General features: G+C 68.6%; 15 protein-coding genes and 1 tRNA gene. 10 read left to right on the top strand and 6 right to left on the bottom strand.

Features of this window, described 5'->3' with window-relative positions; translation table 11 throughout:
• The first annotated feature begins 3 nt into the window (after positions 1 to 3).
• Both N802_RS02655 and N802_RS02650 read left to right on the top strand, forming a co-directional pair.
• Entirely contained in the window at positions 4 to 579 is a 576-nt protein-coding gene (locus tag N802_RS02655; RefSeq protein WP_035911603.1) for an HhH-GPD-type base excision DNA repair protein, read from the top strand.
• Entirely contained in the window at positions 576 to 1,043 is a 468-nt protein-coding gene (locus tag N802_RS02650; RefSeq protein ID WP_052109325.1) for an NUDIX hydrolase, read from the top strand. Before N802_RS02655 ends, N802_RS02650 begins: the two co-directional genes overlap by 4 nt.
• Here the strand turns inward: N802_RS02650 and N802_RS02645 are convergent.
• From N802_RS02645 to N802_RS20425, 3 genes are all read right to left on the bottom strand, one after another.
• Complete coding sequence (locus N802_RS02645; RefSeq protein WP_035911599.1) at positions 1,036 to 2,370, bottom strand: ABC1 kinase family protein; 1,335 nt, start codon at positions 2,368 to 2,370, stop codon at positions 1,036 to 1,038. The two genes, N802_RS02650 and N802_RS02645, sit on opposite strands and share 8 nt — an antisense overlap.
• Complete coding sequence (locus tag N802_RS02640; protein ID WP_035911596.1) at positions 2,367 to 2,978, bottom strand: hypothetical protein; 612 nt, start codon at positions 2,976 to 2,978, stop codon at positions 2,367 to 2,369. Before N802_RS02640 ends, N802_RS02645 begins: the two co-directional genes overlap by 4 nt.
• A 138-nt stretch (positions 2,979 to 3,116) precedes the next feature.
• Positions 3,117 to 3,278 (bottom strand): DUF5679 domain-containing protein, encoded by a 162-nt coding sequence (locus N802_RS20425; protein WP_009775774.1) that lies wholly within the window; start codon positions 3,276 to 3,278, stop codon positions 3,117 to 3,119.
• A 242-nt stretch (positions 3,279 to 3,520) separates the two neighbouring features.
• On the opposite strand from N802_RS20425, the gene N802_RS02635 reads away from it, so the two are divergent.
• Entirely contained in the window at positions 3,521 to 4,081 is a 561-nt protein-coding gene (locus N802_RS02635) for a M48 metallopeptidase family protein (protein ID WP_035911593.1), read from the top strand.
• A gap of 7 nt (positions 4,082 to 4,088) precedes the next feature.
• Here the strand turns inward: N802_RS02635 and N802_RS02630 are convergent, their stop codons facing one another.
• Both N802_RS02630 and N802_RS02625 read right to left on the bottom strand, forming a co-directional pair.
• Positions 4,089 to 4,676, bottom strand: a complete 588-nt coding sequence (locus N802_RS02630; protein WP_052109324.1) for an NUDIX hydrolase — start codon at positions 4,674 to 4,676, stop codon at positions 4,089 to 4,091.
• Positions 4,673 to 6,091: a zinc-dependent metalloprotease gene (locus N802_RS02625; RefSeq protein ID WP_035911590.1), complete on the bottom strand. Its 1,419-nt coding sequence runs from the start codon at positions 6,089 to 6,091 to the stop codon at positions 4,673 to 4,675. The genes N802_RS02630 and N802_RS02625 overlap by 4 nt, the downstream gene beginning before the upstream one ends.
• A gap of 88 nt (positions 6,092 to 6,179) precedes the next feature.
• On the opposite strand from N802_RS02625, the gene N802_RS02620 reads away from it, so the two are divergent.
• Both N802_RS02620 and N802_RS02615 read left to right on the top strand, forming a co-directional pair.
• Complete coding sequence (locus N802_RS02620; protein ID WP_084071798.1) at positions 6,180 to 6,635, top strand: molybdenum cofactor biosynthesis protein MoaE; 456 nt, start codon at positions 6,180 to 6,182, stop codon at positions 6,633 to 6,635.
• The gene (locus N802_RS02615) at positions 6,632 to 7,771 is read left to right on the top strand and encodes a YlbL family protein (RefSeq protein ID WP_245613797.1); all 1,140 of its coding nucleotides are present in this window, start codon (positions 6,632 to 6,634) and stop codon (positions 7,769 to 7,771) included. Before N802_RS02620 ends, N802_RS02615 begins: the two co-directional genes overlap by 4 nt.
• Positions 7,772 to 7,779: 8 nt before the next feature.
• On the opposite strand, the gene N802_RS02610 is transcribed toward N802_RS02615, so the two are convergent.
• Positions 7,780 to 8,316 carry a PPA1309 family protein gene (locus tag N802_RS02610; RefSeq protein ID WP_035911583.1) on the bottom strand — a complete coding sequence of 179 codons (537 nt, stop codon included), beginning with the start codon at positions 8,314 to 8,316 and terminating at the stop codon, positions 7,780 to 7,782.
• 94 nt (positions 8,317 to 8,410) lie between these two features.
• Here N802_RS02610 and N802_RS02605 point away from each other — a divergent pair, with 94 nt between their 5' ends.
• The 5 genes from N802_RS02605 (at position 8,411) to N802_RS02585 (ending at position 15,982) form a co-directional block, all read left to right on the top strand.
• Positions 8,411 to 11,497 (top strand): UPF0182 family membrane protein, encoded by a 3,087-nt coding sequence (locus N802_RS02605; RefSeq protein ID WP_035911578.1) that lies wholly within the window; start codon positions 8,411 to 8,413, stop codon positions 11,495 to 11,497.
• An 84-nt stretch (positions 11,498 to 11,581) separates the two neighbouring features.
• Positions 11,582 to 11,655 (top strand) — tRNA-Met (locus N802_RS02600).
• Positions 11,656 to 11,875: 220 nt separating this feature from the next.
• The gene (locus N802_RS02595) at positions 11,876 to 13,282 is read left to right on the top strand and encodes an NAD(P)/FAD-dependent oxidoreductase (protein WP_035911575.1); all 1,407 of its coding nucleotides are present in this window, start codon (positions 11,876 to 11,878) and stop codon (positions 13,280 to 13,282) included.
• Positions 13,283 to 13,340: 58 nt separating this feature from the next.
• Positions 13,341 to 14,627: a M16 family metallopeptidase gene (locus N802_RS02590; protein ID WP_035911572.1), complete on the top strand. Its 1,287-nt coding sequence runs from the start codon at positions 13,341 to 13,343 to the stop codon at positions 14,625 to 14,627.
• Positions 14,624 to 15,982: a M16 family metallopeptidase gene (locus N802_RS02585; protein ID WP_035911569.1), complete on the top strand. Its 1,359-nt coding sequence runs from the start codon at positions 14,624 to 14,626 to the stop codon at positions 15,980 to 15,982. Before N802_RS02590 ends, N802_RS02585 begins: the two co-directional genes overlap by 4 nt.
• The last annotated feature ends 11 nt before the right edge of the window (positions 15,983 to 15,993 follow it).

Here is a 15,993-nt window from a genome sequence, read left to right as displayed (position 1 = left end):
CACATGGTCACGCTGACGATCGCCCAGGACCCCGCCGCCGACAAGGTGCTCAGCGAGGACCCGTTCGCACTGTTGACCGGAATGTTGCTTGACCAGCAGTTCCCCATGGAGCGGGCCTTTGCAGGTCCGGCCAAGGTGCTCGAGCGATTCGGCACGTTGGACGCCTCCGAGATCGCCTCGGCCGACCCCGAGGCCTTCGCAGACCTCTGTGCCACGCCGCCGGCTGTGCATCGCTACGGACGCTCGATGGCGGCGCGCATCCAGGCGCTCGCCACCGTCGTGCGGGACGACTACGCGGGCGACGCAAGCCGCATCTGGTCGGACGCGACGACGGGCGCCGACCTCTTGGGGCGTCTCAAGAAGCTCCCCGGCTTCGGCGACCAGAAGGCGAAGATCTTCGTCGCGCTGCTCGCCAAACAGCTCGACGTCCGGCCGGACGGCTGGGAGAAGGCGGCGGGGGCCTATTCGGAGACGGGCAGCTTCCGATCCGTCGCCGACGTCGTCGACGCCGAGTCTCTCCAGAAGGTTCGCGACTTCAAGAAGTCAGCCAAGGCTGCGGCCAAGGCCGCGAAGGAGTGAGCGAACCGGGCGTCCACGGACGAGCCATCCGGGTCACATCCTTGGTTGTCCTCCTCAGCCCGGATCGCACGATGCACGCGGTGGCTCACTTCGACGCCAACCGGGAGAACTCGCTGGGGTTTCACCGCCTCATTGGTGGCGGTGTCGAGGTGGGGGAGACCGCTCAGGCTGCGGCAGTCCGTGAGACGCGCGAGGAGCTGGGCGCCGAACTCCTCGACGTCCAACTTCTGGGCGTGCTCGAGAACCTGTTCGAGTACGACGGCCAGCCCGGCCATGAGGTCGTCTTCGTGCACACGGGTCGACTGGATCCGCCGGGGACGGTTCCACCCGAGGGTGGACTCTTCGCGGACAACGGAGACCCCATGCTGGTCGAGTGGCGACCCCTGGACGACAAGGGCATGTCAATCCCGTTGTACCCCAAGGGTGCTGGTGATCTTGTGCGGTCCCTGACCGGGCTCACGTAGCCGGGGGGATGACGCTCTCGTCGATTCCGGGGACGTGGGCGAAGATCAGGTCGCGCATGGGGACTGTCCCGCCGACCTGACAGAGCACTCCGATGCTGCCGAGCCACACACGGTGGATGAGCATGTAGTCGGGGGGAAGGTTGAAGCGCAGGCCGACGAGGAATTCCTCGCGACGTGGGTCCTGGATCGTGGCTGACACGGAGCGCAGCCAACTGCGGCTGAAGGTGAAGGTCTCGTGGCGCAAGGGCTCGACGAACGAGCTGAGGTAGCGGACCAGGGCGGCGTCCGACACCTCGACGCCAGGCCGAATGAAGCCGGCGCGACGAAGCACCGCGCCCAGAGCAGCCTCGTTCTGGGCCAACGTGTGGGTGATGATCTCGCCCATGGCTGACGGCATACCGGCGGGCAGCCGGTTCACGGCCCCGAAGTCGAGTACGCCCAGGCGTCCGTCCGGGGTGATCCGGAAGTTGCCCGGATGTGGATCGGCATGGAGCAGGCGCGCGCGGTTCGGGCCGCGCAGGAGGAACTCGAGGTACAAGCCGGCCGCTTGGTCACGTTCGGCAGGCGTGCCGTCGGAGATGACCTGAGCGAGTGGCCGACCGTCGACCCATTCGGACACGATGACCTGATCGGAGTGCGCGAGGACGTCGGGCACGAGCACCTCGGCGTCACCGCGGAATGCCCTGGCGAACACCTTCTGGTTCGTCGCCTCGAGGTCGTAGTCGAGTTCCTCACTCATGCGCGCCTTGACCTCGTCGAGGATCGGGCCCATGGCGATGCCGGGGATCCACGCGCCGGCGAGCCGGGCCACCCGGGAGAGCTGGGCGATATCCGAGAGCAGTGCCTCTCCGGCTCCGGGGTACTGCACCTTGACGGCGACCGTGCGGCCATCGCGCCAGACCGCTCGGTGAACCTGCCCGATGGACGCCGCAGCGACGGGGTGGTCCTCGAAGGACTGGAACTTCGACGACCGCCAGCGGGGGCCGAGTTGCTGGGCGAGGATGGCGTGGACGCGCGCCACGGGCATCGGGGGTGCCGCTTCCTGCAACTTCGTCAGGGTTGCGCGATAGGGGCCGGCGAGTTCCTCGGGCATCGCGGCCTCCATGACCGAGAGCGCCTGCCCGAATTTCATCGCCCCGCCCTTGAGCTCACCCAGGACGGCGAAGAGCTGTTCCGCTGTGCGTGCCTGGAGCTCGGCGGCGATGGCCTCGGCGGGTGCGCCACCAACCCGACGTCCCAGTCCCACTGCGGCACGGCCGGCGTGACCCAACGGCAAGCCGACGAGTTTGGCCGTGCGGGCCAGGGACCGCCTCGGGATATCGCTCACCCGGCCATTGTGTCCTGCCCGTGCGGCGGCCACGCGACCGCTCCCGAAGGCGAGCAGTCCCCGCAGAGCGGGTGCTGGGACCAATGGCGGTGAGTCACCGAAGGTCCGTCCACCTCGAGCTCGGTCGACACGCCCGCCAAGCGGGTTGCGCCGCTGAGTGCCGCGAGGATCACCGTTGCGGAGACGGCAGCGGTGAGCACGCCCAACCCGCCGGGTGGCAAGGCGACGGGGTCGAGCGTGAAGTGGTCAGCGCCGATGGCGCCCACGGCGTCCAGGTCGTGAGCCGTCAAAGCGTGGCATCGCCAGCACGCCCCTGAGCCCGGCACGATGAGCGGTCCCACGGTGGCAGCCTCTCCGTCACACGTCACGGGCAGGTGCATCACGCCGGCGCGCTGCCACGGAGCCGTCGCCTCGACGGCAACGGTGCGGTGCGCAACCAGGATCACCGCTGCTGGCCGCTCCGTCGGTGAGAGGCCGAACAGTGCCTCGGCGGCGTCGGCTGCGAACGGTCCGCCATGCACCCTCGGCGCACCGGCACGCCGGAGCTGGCGGCAGATCTCGTCAGGAAGGCCACCTCGGCCGTCCACGACGATTGCCGGCTGGACCATGGGAACCTCCCGAGAGCGTGTGGTGCCGTCAATCTGGCACACGCGGCCTCACCGGCGGGTCCGTCATCCACAGGCCCGGCACATGCGGCGGCCCCCGGTGGGAACCGGGGGCCGCGGGAAAACGAGAGGGCGGGGCGCTCAGGCCTTGCCGAGGATGCGGTTGAGGTTGGTGCCGCACACCGGGCACTTGCCCTTGGCCATGCGACGTCCGTTGTCGGAGACGACGACGTTGCCCTCGGCTTCGCGCTTCTCCTTGCACTTCACGCAGTAGAACTCGCCCTTGTAGGTCTCGTCAGCCATTGCAACTCCTTGGTCGTGGTGCCGCTGTGTGAGCGGCGAGGACACTTTCACCCTAGACCGGTTGAGCACGGATCCGTGCTCAACCACGCGTGCCACACGGGCGGGGTGTCATGGTGATTCCGTGTGACGCATGCCTCATTCGTCACTTGCGTCACCTCAGCCCCATCCGTCTCATCCGGCGGGTCGGACCCCCGTCCGCGTGCCCACGCGTCAGTGTCGGTGCGCTGGCCTACCGTGGAGGGGTGAGCACTGAGGACGTCGAGGTCCGGCGCAGCACGAGACGTCGCCGCACCGTGAGTGCCCGCCGCGAAGGCGGTCGCGTCGTCGTGCTCATCCCGGCTTCGATGTCCCGCGCCGAAGAGCGGAAGTGGGTCGAGCGCATGCTCACGAAGCTCAAGGCCGGCGAAAGTCGCCGGAGGCCCAGCGACGACGATCTCCTGCGGCGGGCCGCCGACCTCTCCGAGCGCTACCTCGGGGGGCACGCACGCCCGCGGAGCATTCGGTGGGTCTCCAACCAGCGCTCGCGCTGGGGCAGCTGCACACCGGCGGACGGGTCGATCCGCATCTCGGACCGGCTGCAGGGGATGCCGAGCTACGTCGTCGACTACGTGATCCTTCACGAACTCGCCCACCTGCTCGTCGCGGGGCACAACCGGGACTTCTGGACCCTTCTGCGCTCCTACCCCAAGTTGGAGCGTGCGCGCGGATTCCTTGACGGCGTGGCCCTGGCCAGGGGTCTCGACATTGCCGACGACGCCGACGAGGGCGATGACGACGCGTCCGTGGCCGACGCCACCGCCTGACCGGGCGTCAGATCCCCAGGGCGATTCTGGTTGCGCGGACCAGCTCGGTGAGTTCGTCGCGAGTCCCCGCGGGGAGATCGTCCACCGGCCACCATGCGACGTCGAGTGACTCCGCACTCACGGACGGAGCGACCGTGCGATCCACGAGGGCGGCGAAGCGCACATCCAGGTGTGCCCGGCAGCGGCCGAATCCATGGCCCAGTTCGTGCTGGTGGAGTTGCACGATGACTGGCTCCGGGGTGATCGATGGGATCCCGGACTCCTCACGAGCCTCTCGAGTGGCGGCCCCGTGCAGGCTCTCGTCCTCCTGCTCGAGATGACCGCCGAACTGGAACCATTCCTGCGCCCGCCTGTGGTGGGTGAGGAGCACGTGCCGGTGGTCGCTCGACAGGACAAGGCAGCTCGCGGTGAGGTGCTCCGGCGGCCCCGCCTTGGCGACTCCGTCCGCGTGCCGTTCCAGATGCGCCAAGTATGCCGTCCGCAACCGGTCCTGTTCGCCGGTCGGTGCGTGCCACCGGCCCAGCATCGAGGAGGCGTCCGCGTGCAGGTGCGCGAACCGTCGGGTGGCCGAGGCGTCGCCGAGCCTCTCGCTCACGAGTCGGTGGGTCGATCGCCGCCGGTCTCCCCGCGCAACAGCGCGTCGAGTCCGGCATCCCAATCATCGCCCTTGGCGTCACTCCGAACCCGCTCCACGTAGCCGAGCGGATCGTCGAGGTCGGCCGCGTCAGGTGCGACGTCCGGGTGCGACCATGCGGCATCGCGGGCTTCTGCGCCACCGGACGCCTCGAGGGCAGCGAAGAGGTTCGCGGCGTCCCGCAGGCGACGGGGTCGCAGTTCGAGTCCGACCAGCCCGGCGAAGGTCTTCTCGGCCGGCCCGCCGCTGGCGCGGCGCCGGCGGATGGCTTCGCCGAGTGCGTCGGCTTGAGGGAGGTGTGGCTTCACGGCGGCTGCCGTGACGACATCGACCCAACCCTCGACGAGCGCGAGCAGAGTCTCCAGGCGTGCCAGTGCGGCCTTCTGCGCCGACGACTGCTGAGGAGCGAAGAGGCGTCCGGCGAGGGCCTGCTGCATCGCCTCGGCGTCGGTCGGGTCGATGGAGCGCAGACCTTCCTCGATGGCGTCGGTGTCGATCGTCGTGTCAGCGGCGTAGTCGCGTACGGCGGCGAGCAGCTGCGGGGCGACCCACGGGACAGCATGGAAGAGTCGGGTGCGGGCGCTTTCACGCACGGCCAGGTGCAGCCGGGCCTGCGGTGCGTCGATCTCGAGCCCCTGCGCGAAGGCATCGATGGCCTCGGGCATGAGCACGACGTTCGGCGCGGGGACCAGTGGCAGGGACACCTCTCCAGCCGTGAGGATCTCGCCGGCCAGTGTGCCGACGGCCTGGCCCAGTTGCACGGAGAACATCGAGCCCTGCATGCGACGCAGCATGGGCGCCATCTGCCCCATCATCGCGGCGGGGTTCGTCCCGGGTGGGACCAGCCCCTCGGGCAGGCCGCCCTCGCCCAAGGCCCCAAGTTGCTTCGTGAGTGCGTTGCCCATGGCGTCGCCGACGCCGATGGCGATCGGGTCGACCAGCTCCCGCCACACGGGCATGGTCGCCTCGACCCATTCGGACCGGCTCCAGGCGCGACCCACGAGACCGGTGTGGTCGAGGTCGGTGACGGCGTCGAGCCAGAGATTGGCCACGGAGACCGCCTGCCGCGCCTCGTCGTCGACAGCCGAGGCAACTGTCGGATCCCCCTGGACGGCGACGGTCTTGCGTGCGATGTCCGTGGCCACGCCGAGGTCGACGGAGCCGGACTCGTCCGCGCTCGCGAACATGGACTGCACCTGCCCGGCCACCATCTGGAGCATCTGGGGGTCGACCTGGTCCAAGCCCATGCCACGCAGCATCTCGACCATCTGGGGGTCGAGGTCTCGGCCGCCCGTGAGCCCTCGGAGGACCTGCTCCAACTCCGGCGGGATGCCCGAGTCCTCGGGCTCGTCGGGGCGGTCGGGAGAGTTGGTCACTGCGGGGCTCCTCAGGCTGCGGTGAGAGGATGTGTTCTCATCAATACCCAACCACGGATGGCCCGGGGATAGTTCCGAGGAGGAGCGAGTGCAGCCCGATGTGAACCGCTCGCCCGAGCCGCCCGGGACCGTGGCGCTGGCCCAGATCCGCGACGAACCACTGTCCGTCGACGAGGTCATCAGCGCCGTGCGTGATCCTGCCTGTGGCGGGATCACGGTCTTCCTCGGAGTCGTGCGCGACCACGACCGGGGTCAGGAAGTCGCGTCACTGGACTATTCGGCCCACCCCACGGCCGAGGCCCGCCTCATCGAGATCGCCGAACTCGTGGCCGGTCGATCCGGCCCTGTGCGCCTGGCGGCGGTCCACCGCAGTGGCCACCTCGCGATCGGCGACGTCGCGGTCGTCGTCGCTGCCGCCGCACCCCATCGAGACGGCGCGTTCGCAGCCTGCCGAGACCTCATCGACACTCTCAAGTCCGAGGTCCCCATCTGGAAGCATCAGCATCTGGGTCACGGCGACACCGAATGGGTGGGGATGCCGTGATCTCCACCAACCCGGCCCCTTCCGTGGGTGGTCCGCACGACCCTGCGCCACCGCACCTGCTCGGCGGCGAGGGTTCCCCACGGAATCCGTATGCCGTGAGTCGCCGGAGCAGCGGCCTGCTCACCTTCCTGTTCCTGACCATCGTCCTGTCGGCCGCCATTTCGTTCATCCCGCTGCCCTATGTGGTCCTCCAGCCGGGCCCCATCACCAACACCCTCGGCGAACTCGACGGGAAGCCCATCATCGAGGTCAAGGGCGCGACGGCGTACCCCGCCAAGGGCACGCTGGACTTCACGACCGTGCGCGTCGTCGGTGGTCCCGGTGTCCGCGTCAACGCCTTCGACCTCCTCGTCGCCGGTGTGAGCGATGCCGAGGAAGTGTTCCCCCGCGAGGAGATCTACCCGGAGGAGACCACGCGCGAGGAGATCCAGCAGGAGAACGCCGCAGAGATGGTGGACAGCCAGGAGGTGGCCGCGGCGATCGCGCTCCGGGAGACGGGGCACGTGGTGCCGGAGCGCGTTCTCGTGTCGCAGGTGCCGGAGGGGTCGCCGGCCAAGGGCGTGCTGGAACCCGGGGACGAGTTCGTGTCCGTCGCGGGCTCGCCGGTCGCCGACGCGGCTGCCGTCCAGTCGGCCATCCGCGCGCAGGAGGCGGGGACACCCGTCCCCATCGTCGTGAAGCGCAAGGGTGTTGAGCAGACGTTGTCGGTCCCCACCCGGGACCACGAGGGAACCACGATCGTCGGCATCCTGCTCGGGCGTGACTACGACCTCCCGGTCGACGTCACGATCACCGCGGGCGGTGTCGGGGGCCCGTCGGCCGGGTCGATGTTCACCCTGGCGGTCTACGACATGCTCACCCCGGGAGACCTCACGGGTGGGAAGCGCATCGCGGGCACCGGGACGATGGAGCCGGATGAGTCGGTCGGTCCCATCGGCGGTATTCGACAGAAGCTCCACGGCGCCAAGGACGGGGGAGCGGACTACTTCCTCGCCCCCACCGACAACTGCGCCGAAGTCAAGGGTCACGTGCCCGATGGGCTGACGGTCGTGCGCATCGGGTCGTTCGACGACGCCTTGGGAGCTGTGAAGGCCATCGCGGCAGGCAAGGCCGACACCCTGCCCGGGTGCAGCTGAGCGCCCAGTCAGTCGGTGAGGGTGGAACGCAGGGCGGCCACCAGGCCCGGAGCGATGTCGCTGCCCGTGGCCACGCGGTCGTCGCGATCGTGATCGCGTTGACGCAGCAGGCAGATACTGCGTCCGTCTCGGGTCGCGGCTGCCAGGAGGCGGACATCGCGACGTTCCGGGTGCTCCGCCAGCGCGGCCATCGCGGCCCCGCGATCGCGCGGGAGGCCGCGCTCGGCGTCCGGGGGGACGACGAGTCGTTCGACGACGATGGCGCACCCGAGCACCGTGTCCGGCCAGGCGATCTGCCCCAGGAGGGACTCGATGGAGTCCGTGGTGGGCAGGTCCTCCTGCTCGATCGCCGTGAGGGCTCCGTCGATCTGGTCCGAGACCGTGAGGCCGGCGGCCAATTGTGGCTCGCGTGCGACGAGGTCAGCGGTCGACACGAGGGCGAAGAGGCGCGGGGGCTGGTCCCACCCTGCCGAGGCGACATGCCGTTCGGTGTCGAGGGCGGCGAGGGACAGAGGATCCGTCACGGGCTGCGAGGCGGTGGTCACCAGCCCATCGTGCCGCACGCTCAGGTGCGCGAGATAGGTTGGCCCTCCAGCCCGGGCGAGCCCGGGGAGGTCACGGACCTGGAGTCAGAGAACAGTGAGCCGGTCAGAGTGGTTCGACGGGATCGACCCCGACGACGCAGACAAGCAGTCAGGCACGCCTGCCGGACGTGACTCGGGCGGTCCCGCCCGTCCTCCGCGGCCCCCGGCGGGTGGCACGCCGCCCAAGCGCGGGCCGCTCGGCACGACGATCGCGATCCTCGCCGGGCTGCTCGTCCTCGTGCTCATGGCTGCCGGCATCATCACGGATCTCTGGTGGTTCGACTCCGTGGGGTTCCGCGATGTGTTCACCACCCAGCTGACCACGCGGGTCTTCCTCTTCGTCGCAGCCTTCGTCTTCACCGCTGGCGCGGTCGCGGCGAGTCTCCTGGCGGCATACCGAACGCGCCCGTTGCGCATCCCGGCCACGCCGTCGGCACAGGTTCTCGACCAGTACAGGCAGGTCCTCGACCCCCTGCGCAGATTGGCCACCGTCGTCATTCCGTCGGTCCTCGGACTGCTCGCGGGCGCCGCGGCGATGGGCGCGTGGAAGACCTTCCTCCTGTGGCGCAACGCCGTTCCCTTCGGCACCAAGGACCCGCAGTTCGGCCTCGACGTCGGCTTCTTCGTCTTCACCCTGCCGTGGCTGCGCTTCCTGGTCAGCTTCTTCACCGTGGTGCTCCTGCTGTCCCTCATCGCCGCGGCCTTCACGCACTACGTCTACGGCGGGCTGCAACTGCCGGGCCGGGGGGTGACCACGCGCGCCGCCTTCATCCAGATCGCGACGATCGCCTCGCTGCTGGCCCTCGCGCGGGCAGCGGCCTACTGGCTCGACCGCTACACGTTGACGACCAGTGAGTCGAGGCTCATCACCGGCATCACCTATACCGATGCCAACGCGGTGCTGCCCATCAAGGCGATTCTCGCTGTCGCCACGATCATGTGTGCCGGGTTCTTCGTCGCTTCCATCTGGACCAGGAGTTGGCGTCTGCCGCTCATTGGCGTCGGGCTCCTCACGGTCCTGTCCATCGTCGCGGGCGGGCTCTACCCCGCGGCCGTGCAGGCCCTTCAGGTGCGCCCGTCGGAGAAGTCGCTCGAGGCCAAATACATCCAGTGGAACATCGAGGCGACGCGCAAGGCGTTCGCGATCGAGGGCATCAAGAAGACGCCGTACGCCGCGACCACCGACGCCGCACCCGGCCAGCTCCGGGCCGACGCGGAGACGATCCCCGGCATCCGGCTCGTCGACCCCAACATCGTCTCGCCGACCTTCCGCCAGTTCGAGGGCCTGCGCCAGTACTACGCGTTCCCGGACATTCTCGACGTCGACCGCTACACGATCGACGGCAAGGCGAGTGACTCGGTGGTCGCCGTGCGCGAACTCAACATCGAGGGATTGCCCGCAGGACAGCGGAACTGGCTCAACGACCACACGGTCTACACCCATGGCTTCGGCTTCATCGGGGCCTACGGGAACCGGCGCACCAGCGAGGGTGACCCGCAGTTCTTTTCCAGCGGCTTCTCCAGCAAGGGGCCGATGGGAGTCGAGTACGAACCTCGCATCTACTTTGGCGAACAGTCACCCGCCTACTCCATCGTCGGCGCCCCGGAGAATGCGACGCCTCGCGAGTTCGACTTCCCCGACGACCGGGGCGAGGGTGGCCAGGCCAACAACACCTACAACGGGAACGGCGGGGTCGCGATCGGCTCCTTCTTCCGCAAACTGGCGTATGCCGTGAAGTACCGCGAGCCGAAGTTCCTCCTGTCCGATGCGGTCAACTCCGAGTCGCGACTTCTGGACCACCGCACGCCGCGCGAGCGCGTCGAGCGCGTCGCTCCGTGGCTCACCATCGACGGCAACGCCTATCCCGCGGTGGTCGACGGCAAGGTGAAGTGGATCGTCGACGGCTACACCACGACGGCCCGCTACCCCAACAGCAAGTTGACCGACCTCTCCGAGGCCACCTCTGACTCCGTGTCGGAGCGCTCGACCGTCGTCGTGGCGGGAGCTGGTCAGGTCAACTACATCCGCAACTCGGTCAAGGCGACGGTCGACGCCTACGACGGCTCGGTGAAGCTCTACGGCTGGGACACGAGCGATCCGCTTCTCCAGGCCTGGAGCAAGGCCTTCCCGGGGGCGGTCGCCCCGATGTCCGAGATGTCGGCAAGCCTCATGTCGCATGTGCGCTATCCGCAGGACCTGTTCAAGGTGCAGCGACAGCTCCTGTCGAGCTACCACGTGACCGACGCCAACTCGTTCTACGGCGGCGGCGACTTCTGGCGGGTGCCCAAGGACCCGACGCATGCGACGCAGGACCAACCGGTCTACTACCAGTCGCTCGCGATGCCCGACCAGGACTCGCCCGCGTTCTCGCTCACGACGACCTTCATTCCGTCGGGAACAGGACGAGAGATCCTTCGTGGATTCCTCGCTGTCGACGCCGATGCCGGCTCCACCGCAGGGAAGCCGGCCGAGTCCTATGGTGCGATGCGGCTGCTCGAGCTGCCCCGCAACTCGGCAGTCGACGGTCCAGGTCAGGTTCAGAACCAGATCGAGGTCTCGACCGCGCGTTCACAGAGTCCCACCGAGCCGCTCAACCTCAGCCAGTTCATTGCCCAGAACCGGCAGTCCGGGAAGACGTTGACCTACGGCAACCTGCTCACGCTCCCCGTTGGTGAGGGTTTGCTCTACGTCCAGCCCATGTACGTCCAGGCTTCTCGCGAGGGTGGATCCTTCCCGCAGAACAAGGCGACGGTCGCCGTCTTCGGCAAGCGCATCGCTTGGGGCGAGACCCTCGACCAGGCCCTTGACGGACTCTTCGGCGGGAACTCCGGCGCCACCGCCGGTGACAGCGGTACGGAGCCGGGGACGACCCCGCCGCCAGCAGGTGGCACCACGCCACCACCGGCATCGGCCACCGCGCAGCTCGCCGCGATCATCGAGGACATCGAAGCGGCGAACGCGGCGGGTCAGGCAGCGCTCAAGAAGGGTGACTTCGCGGCATACGGTGAAGCGCAGAAGGACCTGCAGGATGCCATCGCGCGAGCCTCGGCACTCGGCCCGCAACTCGCCGCGCCAACCGCACCCTCACCGAACGGGTCGGCGAGCCCGACCGCCACGCCAAGCCCCACCTCGTCGCCGTGATCCCGTGTCGCTGAACCGATTTGGTTCCGCAGCCACCGTCACGTAACGTAGGGGCTACCGAGAGGCCGCAAGGTCCTCACCCGACGCGGGGTGGAGCAGCTCGGTAGCTCGCCGGGCTCATAACCCGGAGGTCGCAGGTTCAAATCCTGCCCCCGCTACGCAGTATTAGGCCCGGATCCGCACGGATCCGGGCCTGATTGCTTTTTCCCGGGAGTGTCAGGGTCCTCCCCGGATTCCGGTAGACTTGGCGCAGAGGTCGTTCGGTGACACCGCCTGACCCTGCTAGCCCCGACAACGGCGAGTCGTCCTAGACGGCCCGTCGTTTTTTTGATTTCTGCCGAGTGAGGGTCACCCGGCACGTTCCAGGAGGCACAAGGAATGGCTGCGCACCGCGTCGTCGTCATCGGATCCGGTTTCGGTGGACTCTTCGGCACGCAGGCGCTCAAGCGCCGCGACGACGTCGAGGTGACGCTCATCGCCAAGACCACGCATCACCTGTTCCAGCCGCTGCTCTACCAGGTGGCGACGGGAATCCTCTCCGAGGGCGGCATCTCGCCGGCCACGCGCGAGATCCTCTCCGGGCAGAAGAACGCCCGAGTCATTCTCGGCACGGTCACGGCGATCGACCTCGACGCCAAGACCGTGACCAGCGACGTTCTCGGCCGCGAGACGGTGACCCCCTTCGACACCCTGCTCGTCGCGGCCGGTGCGGGACAGTCCTACTTCGGCAACGACCACTTCGCCGAGTACGCCCCCGGCATGAAGAGCATCGACGACGCACTGGAGCTGCGCGGACGCATCTTCGGTGCCTTCGAGTGGGCCGAGCTCGCCACGGCGCCTGCCGAGCGCGACCGCTACCTCACGTTCGTCGTCGTGGGTGCCGGACCCACCGGCGTCGAGATGGCCGGTCAGATCGCCGAGCTCGCCCATCGCACCCTCAAGCGCGACTTCCGGGCCATCGACACCCGGGAGGCCCGCATCGTGCTCGTCGACGCAGCCCCGCAGGTGCTCCCGTCGTTCGGGGACCGACTCGGTGACGCGGCGAAGAACCGGCTGACCAAGATGGGAGTCGAGGTCGAACTCGGCACCAAGGTCGTCGGGGTCGACTCGACGGGCATCAACATCGAGAAGGCCGACGGGACCCAGTCGCGCATCGAGGCCGCCACGAAGGTGTGGGCCGCTGGCGTCCAGGGCTCCGAGCTCGGAGCCATCCTCGCCGAGCAGTCCGACGCCGAGCTCGACCGTGCCGGCCGGGTCAAGGTCAACCCCGACCTCACGCTGCCCGGTCGCCCCGACGTCTACGTCGTGGGTGACATGGCCGCTCTGGACAATCTCCCCGGTGTCGCCCAAGTGGCGATTCAGGGCGCACGCTATGCGGCCAAGCACCTCAAGGCGCGTCTGGACGGGAAGCCGGATCCCGAGCCGTTCTCGTACTTCGACAAGGGCTCGATGGCGACGATCTCGCGCTTCAGCGCCGTGGCGAGCGTGGGCAAACTGCGCGTCTCGGGCTTCTTTGCGTGGCTGCTGTGGCTCGCGATCCACATCGTCTACCTCATCGGCTTCAAGCAGCGCATCACGACGTTGCTGCACTGGATGGTGAGCTTCATCGGCCGTGGGCGCTCGGAGCGCACCGTCACCGCGCAGCAGATCCTCGCCCGCAACATCATCGCCAAGATGCCGCCCGAGGACCTCCCCAAGCTCCCCGTGGTCGACTCGGACCATGCTGCGGCTGACGAGAGCGAGAACGAGCCCGACGTGGAAGCCGAAGCCGGGCGCGCGAGCTGAGCGGCCGGCATACCGGCGCTTCGTTCGACCACCGGGACCTGCGACGTAGGGTGGCGGCATGCCGCTCGACTACCCGGTCCATGAGCGCACGCTGCCCAATGGGCTGCGTGTCGTCGTTTCCCCGGACCCCAGCGTCCCCAACGTCACCGTCAACATCTGGGTCGGTGTCGGCTCCCGTCACGAGAGTGCCGGACGGACGGGGTTTGCGCACCTGTTCGAGCACCTGATGTTCCAGGGCTCGCGCAACGTCGCGAGCGGTGAACACTTCGAAGCGCTCATGGCGCAGGGTGGCCGGCTCAACGCGACGACGTGGTTCGACCGCACCAACTACTTCGAGACGGTCCCCAAGGGGGCCCTCGAGCTCGCGCTCTGGCTCGAGGCCGACCGCCACGGGCACCTCCTCCATGCGGTGAACCAGGAGAACCTCGACAACCAACGCGACGTCGTCAAGGAGGAGAAGCGGCAGCGATACGACAACCAGCCCTACGGCAACGCGCTGATCGACGTCTATGCCGCCGTCTTCCCCGAGGGGCACCCCTACCACCACTCGACGATCGGGTCGATGGAGGACCTGGACGCCGCGAGCGTCGAGGACGTGCACGCGTTCTTCCAGCGCCACTACGCGCCCGACAACACCGTCCTCACGCTCTGCGGCGATGTCGCGCCCGAGGATGGATTCGCCCTGGTGGAGCGCTATTTCGGCCCGATCGCACCACGACTCGAACCTCGTCGCGGTCCGGTTGATGCACTGGGTCCCCTCACCGAACCGGTGCGGGTGGAGAGGCGAGAAGACGTTCCCAATGACCGGCTCCACGTCGCGTTCCGGTTGCCCGTGGACGAGACCGAGGAGTTCGCAGCGGCCGGTCTTGCGCTCGACGCGCTAGGGGGGTTGGCTTCCTCCCGGCTCGTGCGACGCCTCGTGCGGCAGGAGCAGACGGCCCTGGGAGTCCATGCCACGTCGTGGGGGTTCGTGGACGGGGTGTCGCTCGGTTTCCTCGTCGCGGACATCGCGAACGACGCCGATGCCGACGAGGTCGAGCGCGTCCTGCTCGAGGAGCTCGAGCGCTTCGCGGTGGAGGGTCCGACAGAGGCCGAGATGGACGCCGCGCTGGCCCAGGCCGAGAGGTCGTGGCTGTCGATGCTCGCGAGCCAGGAGGAACGTGCCGACGCCATGTCCCACTACGCGCTGCTCCATGGTGACCCGTCACTCGTCAACACCCACCTCGACCGGCTTCGCGCCGTGACCCCGGAGCAGGTGCGGCTCGCTGCCGCGACGTGGTTGCGTCCCGAGAGTCGAGCAGTCGTGGCCTACCGCGCCGAGGTCGAGACCGAGGAGGTCGCATGAGCACCGAGACCGTCGCCAGGCCCGAGGTCCAGCCGCCCGGACCGTGGGCCTTCCCGATGCCCGACGAGTCGGTGACGGACAACGGCATACGCGTTCTTTCGTATGCCGTTCCCGGCCAATACGTCATCTCGCTCCGTCTCGTCGTTCCCCTGTCCCTGGCCGACGAGCCGGTGGATCGCGAGGGGGTCGCGGCGATGACCGCACGACTGCTCGACGAGGGCACGGCCGAGCACTCCTCGGAAGAGTTCGCCGAGCTCATGGAGCGAGCCGGGATGGCGCTCGGGGCGTCCGTCACGGATGGCGCCCTGAGCGTGGATGTCGATGTGCCGCAACGGTTTCTGCCCGTCGCCCTCGGCCTGCTTCGCAAGGCCCTGACCGAGCCGGCCTTCCCCGAGGACGAGGTCAGGCGCATCCTGCGCAGCCGCCTTGCCGAGATCGAGCAGGAGCGCGCCTCGGCTCCCCATCGGGGCGCCCGGGAACTGACGGCCACACTCTGGTCTCCCACGGAACGAGCCTCACGTCCGTCGGCGGGCACCTCCGAGTCGATCGGGGCGATGACGCGTGACGACGTCGTGGCGTTCCACCGGGCCCACGTCGGACCGCGTGGCGCGACGCTCGTCGTCGCTGGTGATCTCACGGATGTGGACGTGCCTGCAGTGGTGGAGTCGGGGCTCGGCGGCTGGAGCAACCCAGGCCACGTTGTGGCGTCGCCCGTGGTCGCGCCGGAACCGGCCGGGGGAGGTCCGCGCCTGGTCCTGGTCGATCGACCAGGATCGGTGCAGAGCGAGATCTCTGTGGCCGTGCCCGGACCTGACCGATCGGTCACCACCGGCTGGGCTCCCTATCCCGTGCTGTCGTTCATCGTCGGTGGGTCACCGAGCGCGCGGGTCGACGCCGTCCTGCGCGAGGACAAGGGATACACCTACGGCATCCGCAGCGCGTTCCGTCCACGGGCGCGTGGTGGGTCCTTCGTGACGGCTGGATCAGTGCGGGCAGACGCGACCGTCGATGCACTCAAGCTGCTCGTCGAGATTCTGGGCAAGGCCCGAGAAGGGTTCTCCGAGAAGGAGATTCGCGCGGGGATCGACTTCGTCGTGCAGACCGCGCCCGGTCGCTACGCGACCGCCGATGCCGTCGCCGACGAGGCCTCGGCTCTGGCGATCGAGGGGCTCCCGCTGGACTTCCAGACGCGCACCCTCTCGACGATGCGCGAGCTCGACAACGCGCGTCTCACCACGGCATACACAGAGGTCGTCACGGGGGAGTGGGTCATCGTGGTGGTCGGCGACGCGGAAGCCCTGAAGGAGGGCGTCGAGGGGCTCGGGTTCGGCAAAATGACCGTCGTGCCGAACTGACGCGCACGCCG

The organism is Knoellia sinensis KCTC 19936 (assembly GCF_000768705.1).
Classification (GTDB): Bacteria; Actinomycetota; Actinomycetes; order Actinomycetales; family Dermatophilaceae; genus Knoellia; species Knoellia sinensis.
The sequence above is the reverse complement of the archived record's forward strand: the minus strand, read 5'-3'. Positions and strand labels throughout refer to the sequence as shown.